Below are 5,082 nucleotides of genomic sequence, written 5' to 3'. Positions count from 1 at the left end.
CAGTAACATTAAGTTCTAATGTAAAACACATAACTATGAATTTACAGGGGCCAATAGTTATAAATAATTCAAATAATTTAGGGGAACAAATAATATTAGATAACTGCAAGTATAAAGTAAAAGAACTTCTAATGAAGGAGTGAGAAAATGTTAATAATTACAAGAAAAAAAGGTGAATCACTTATGATTGGTGATGATATAGAAATAACCATCAGCAAAATTGAAGATGGAAGTGTAAAAATAGGAATACAGGCACCTAAAAATGTTTCTATATTAAGAAAAGAATTGTATGATCAGGTAAAAAATGAAAATGAGCAGGCTATTAATATTAACATAGATTTATTAAAGACTATTAAAAAATAGTGTTAAATCAAGGAGGGGGTTAAAACATGGATGTTAAATTAACCAATAATTATCAAAATTACAATTATTCATATGATAATTCAAACACAATAACTAAAGATGATAGTGTAAATACAAATACAAATGATTCTGAATCTTTAAAAATTGAAGATACAGATAAAAATATTTCAAATAAGGATGAAAAGAAGAAATACACTAAAGAGGATTTAGATAAATCCATTAAAAAATTAAATAAAGTTTTAGAAGATGAAAAAACACATGCAGAATATTCAAAGCACAAAGATTTGGGTACAATAATGATAAAAATAATTGATGATGATAGTAATAAAGTAATAATGGAACTGCCACCAGAAAAAGTTCTGAATATGATAGCTGGTTTGTGTAAACAGGTTGGAATACTTGATGAAAAAGCTTAAATTTAATAAGTTAGTGGTGATTTTATGGAAATTAAGATAGCCAAAATAGATAATGATTTGAGGAATATGATTGAAGAAGAAAATTCACAAGATAAAATTCACAATTCTAAAAAATCTAACGATATTAAAGATGTAGTTGAAGAAAAGAAAAACTCATCTAAAAATACACCTGATAAAAATAAAGGTGATTCTAAAAGGTTTTTTACTGTAAATGGAATAAAATACGGAGAAGAAGTAAAAGTGGAAGTTGAGAAATTAGAGGAAATAGACGAATATAACTCTAAGGGAAGAACATTAGACGTGAGAAAGTAGGAGGAATTATTTATGTATCCTAATAATGGTTACAATGTATATAAAACAAATAGTGTAAATTATGCATCAAAAGATCAGATGCTGTTAATGCTTGTTGATGGAGCTGTTAAGTTCTCTAAAATAGGGAGACAGGCTATAGTTGATAAGGATATTCAAAAAGCGCATAACAGTCTGATGAGAGTTCAGGATATTTTCACTGAACTTATTGTGAGCTTAGATGTTGAAAAGGCAGAATGGGTTAAGCCTCTTAGAGATATATATTTTTTTATAAATGAAAAGGTGGTAGAAGCTAACATAACAAAGGATGTTAAGAAGATGGATGAAGTGTTAGAACTTATTGAAGGTGTTAGAGATCTTTGGCATGAAGCTTATAAAAAATCTAAAAGTAATTAAGGAGTGATTTATATGGCAACAAATAGTATATCTAGAACAAGAGCAACAAATTTAACTGGATTAATTGATATTGATGCATTGGTTGAAGCAAATACTTTAAGACAAAAAACAAAAATAAATACAGCAACACAAAAATTAAAAGTTGAACAATATAAACAAGAACAATATAGGGCAATACAAAAGAAAGCTAAAACTTTTTATAATAAATATTTTGATGTTTTAAGTGGAACTAGTTTGTTAAATTCTAATACTTATAATTCTATGAGAGCAGATTCATCTGATTCGGATAATGTAACAGCTAAGGCAAGCAGTTCTGCTAAAAGTGGAAGTTATGAAGTAAAAATATCACAACCGGCAACATCTAGAAGAGCTGAAATTAGTGAAGATGATCTTAATAAACTTCAAAAAATAACAGTAAATAATATCGAATTTGAATTATCAGGTAATACTGCTAAGGAAAAAGCAGAAAATTTAAACAATCAATTAAAAGAAAAAGGATTAAACGTAACTGCAACATATACTGATTTATATTCATATGGAGATAATAGTTCTACAATTAAGTATGGTGGAATGATTTTAAAGTCTACTGTTGCTGGAAAGGATGAAGAATTATTAACTGTAGGTGGAGCTGAAGCTGCAAAAAATATATCAGATATTAAATCTAATGCAGATGAGGCAAGATATAAATCTATTTCTATATCAGCAGAAAATTTAAATAATAGTGATGTTTTAAAATTGAATGATGAAATAGAAGTTACTGTAAAAGATCCAAAAGATTTAAATACTTTAGTTAGTGAATTAAATAATAAAATAGCAGCGAGTGATAAATATAAAGACACAATAAAAGCAGAAGTTAAAGAAGAAAACGGTAAGAAGTCATTAGTTATATCAAGAACTGATTTTGATACTGATGAGAAAAGTGTAGATTTGAGTTTAAAAATTAATGGAAATGAAGGAAATGATATTCAACATATTGATCAAAATGTAGTATATCACTCCTTAAAAATGGATATAAACAATTTTAAAGATAACAATAAATCTTTGATTGTTAATGGAAAGGCAATAAAGTTTGAAATAGACAATAGTGATACATCTAAAACTGTTGAAAATTTAAATAAAGCTTTAAAAAATGCAGGGATAAAAGCAGAAGCTGCATATGATGAAAATTCAAGTGAATTTACTTTAAATGCTACAGTAGCTGGAAAAGATGGTAAGTTTGAAGCAGCTTATAGAGACAACAATAATACAGTAGCAGGAATGAATATTAAAGCAGGGACAGATTCAAAAGTTACAATTAAAGATTTAACAACTGGACAAGAAAGAACATATGAAAATGCATCCAGTGAAATTCAGGTAGATGGAGTGACTTTTAAAATAGATGAAAATGCAAAAGCAGATTCAACTACAAAGATTACAATAAAAAGTGATGCTACTGACTTAAAGAAAAAGATAGTCGATTTTATTAATGATTATAATGATTTAATAGGTTCTATAAATGAAAAATTATATGAAGCTAGAGATAATAGTTATATGCCTTTAACAGATGATGATAAAGAAGGATTATCAGATAGTCAAATTGACAAACTTGAAAAAAAGGCGCAAGAAGGACTTCTTAGAAATGATAGTTATTTGAGAAATTTTGCTGATGATATGAAACAGACAATGTCTACAGTTTTAAAAGATGGAATAAATAAAGGATTTAATATAGAAAAACTTGGAATAAAACCAGTAGAAGATTATACAGCTCAAAATGGATTATTTACAGTTGATGAAGATGCGTTATTGTCAGCATTAGAAGAAAATCCAGATGGAGTTAAAGAATTATTTGTTGGTGAAAATGGAATTGTAAAAAACTTGAAAGAAAATTTATATGACCATGCAACAGGAACTTTTTCCAAACTTGCTAATAGGGCTGGTATCGCAAATGGAGTTACTGCTAGCACAAATGAAATGTCTAAAGATATTGAACAAAGAAAAAAATTAATTAGTGAAATGCAAGCAGCGCTTAAAGAGAAAGAGGATGCATTATATACTCGTTATTCAACTTTAGAAAGTAATTTATCAGCTCTTCAATCACAACAAAGTTCATTATCTTCATATTTTCAATAATTAATATATTGAGAAGAGAGAAAAAATATGGAGATAGATAAGTTACTTAAAGAATATAAAAATATATCATTAGCTATGGCTGAAAATATTAAGAAAGAAGAGGAAATTTCTTCTTTTTTAAAAAAGAGAGAAAGTATAATAAATGAAATTAATGATTTGCATATAGAAAAGCAAATAATATGTGATAAGATTAAAGAATTTAATATTATTGAAATAGAAAAAGAATTGGAAGAATTAATTAAGAATAGTATGATAAATATAAGAAAAGAAATAAAAAAAGTAAAACAACAGAAAGAAGCACATAAAAAATATACTGACTTCAGTGGAAATGCAGTAATATTTAGTACTAAAAGGTAAGGCAAAATACTTATCATAAAAAAGCTAAAGTATTATAAAATAAAGACGAGAATAATAATGTAAAGAAAATAACTTATAAGTTATTAACTCTTAAAAAAGAGATAATATAAAAGACATGGAAGTCAAAGAATAATTTAGAAAGAATCAGGGAGGAATTTATTATGGTAATTTCACACAATCTTAATGCTATGAACGCTCATAGACAAATGAAAACAAACACAACTAACACAGGAAAGTCAATTGAAAAGTTAAGCTCAGGTTTAAGAATAAACAGAGCTGGTGATGATGCAGCAGGTCTTGCAATATCTGAAAAAATGAGATCTCAAATAAGAGGTTTAAATCAAGGTTCAACTAATGCTCAAGATGGTATTTCAATGGTACAAACTACTGAAGGTGCATTAACTGAAACTCATTCAATGTTACAAAGACTTAAAACATTAGCTACTCAATCAGCTAATGGTACTTATATTAATTCAGATAGAAATCTAATTCAAAAAGAAGTTAATCAATTAACAAGTGAAATAACAAGAATTGCTCAACAAACTGAATTTAATGGTAACACTGTATTAAATGGAAAGAATTCATTTGCATTCCAAGTTGGAAACAAGAGTGGACAAGTTATCAAAGTAACAATGAAAACTATGGATGCAAAAGCTCTTGGAATAAGTGGATTAAGCATGAGTTCACAAACAAATGCATCAAAAGCTTTATCAACAATTGAAAAAGCTATTAACACTGTATCTGAACACAGAGCAACACTTGGAGCTGTACAAAACAGATTAGAACATACAATAGCATCAACAGATACTACAGCTGAAAATATCCAAGCATCAGAATCAAGAATCAGAGATACTGATATGGCTAAGGAAATGATGGAATACACTAAGAATAATATTTTAACTCAAGCAGCACAATCAATGCTTGCTCAAGCTAATAGTGCTCCAAACCAAGTATTACAATTATTACAGTAATTTCATAGCTTAATAAGATTAAGAGTAAATTCTTTAGAGGATTTACTCTTTTTTATATAAAAAATGTTTGAAAATTATTTAAATTTATCATAAAAAAGCTAAAGTATTATAAAATAAAGACGAGAATAATAATGTAAAGAAAATAACTTATAAGTTATTAA

At 27.2% G+C, this 5,082-nt stretch carries 8 protein-coding genes; all 8 read left to right on the top strand.

Going from position 1 to position 5,082, the window contains the following annotated elements; all coding sequences use genetic code 11:
* Nucleotides 1–143 (top strand): flagellar assembly protein FliW (fliW, locus tag Q0F58_RS17075; RefSeq protein ID WP_294379073.1); only part of this gene is annotated, 143 nt, incomplete at its 5' end.
* Nucleotides 144–147: 4 nt separating this feature from the next.
* Nucleotides 148–363, top strand: coding sequence for a carbon storage regulator CsrA (gene csrA, locus Q0F58_RS17070; protein ID WP_294379072.1), 216 nt, complete (start codon nt 148–150; stop codon nt 361–363).
* 26 nt (nt 364–389) lie between these two features.
* Nucleotides 390–779, top strand: a complete 390-nt coding sequence (locus Q0F58_RS17065; RefSeq protein WP_294379071.1) for a flagellar protein FlaG — start codon at nt 390–392, stop codon at nt 777–779.
* A 24-nt stretch (nt 780–803) separates the two neighbouring features.
* Nucleotides 804–1,091 carry a hypothetical protein gene (locus Q0F58_RS17060; protein ID WP_294379070.1) on the top strand — a complete coding sequence of 96 codons (288 nt, stop codon included), beginning with the start codon at nt 804–806 and terminating at the stop codon, nt 1,089–1,091.
* 12 nt (nt 1,092–1,103) lie between these two features.
* Nucleotides 1,104–1,484, top strand: a complete 381-nt coding sequence (gene fliS, locus Q0F58_RS17055) for a flagellar export chaperone FliS (RefSeq protein WP_294379069.1) — start codon at nt 1,104–1,106, stop codon at nt 1,482–1,484.
* Between the two features lie 12 nt (nt 1,485–1,496).
* The gene (gene fliD, locus Q0F58_RS17050) at nt 1,497–3,593 is read left to right on the top strand and encodes a flagellar filament capping protein FliD (protein ID WP_294379068.1); all 2,097 of its coding nucleotides are present in this window, start codon (nt 1,497–1,499) and stop codon (nt 3,591–3,593) included.
* Nucleotides 3,594–3,620: 27 nt separating this feature from the next.
* Complete coding sequence (locus Q0F58_RS17045; RefSeq protein WP_294379067.1) at nt 3,621–3,950, top strand: hypothetical protein; 330 nt, start codon at nt 3,621–3,623, stop codon at nt 3,948–3,950.
* 161 nt (nt 3,951–4,111) lie between these two features.
* Entirely contained in the window at nt 4,112–4,921 is an 810-nt protein-coding gene (locus tag Q0F58_RS17040; protein WP_294379066.1) for a flagellin, read from the top strand.
* Nucleotides 4,922–5,082: the final 161 nt, after the last annotated feature.

The organism is uncultured Clostridium sp. (genome assembly GCF_934754915.1).
GTDB lineage: Bacteria > Bacillota > Clostridia > Clostridiales > Clostridiaceae > Clostridium.
This window is presented reverse-complemented; position numbering and strand designations above follow the sequence as displayed.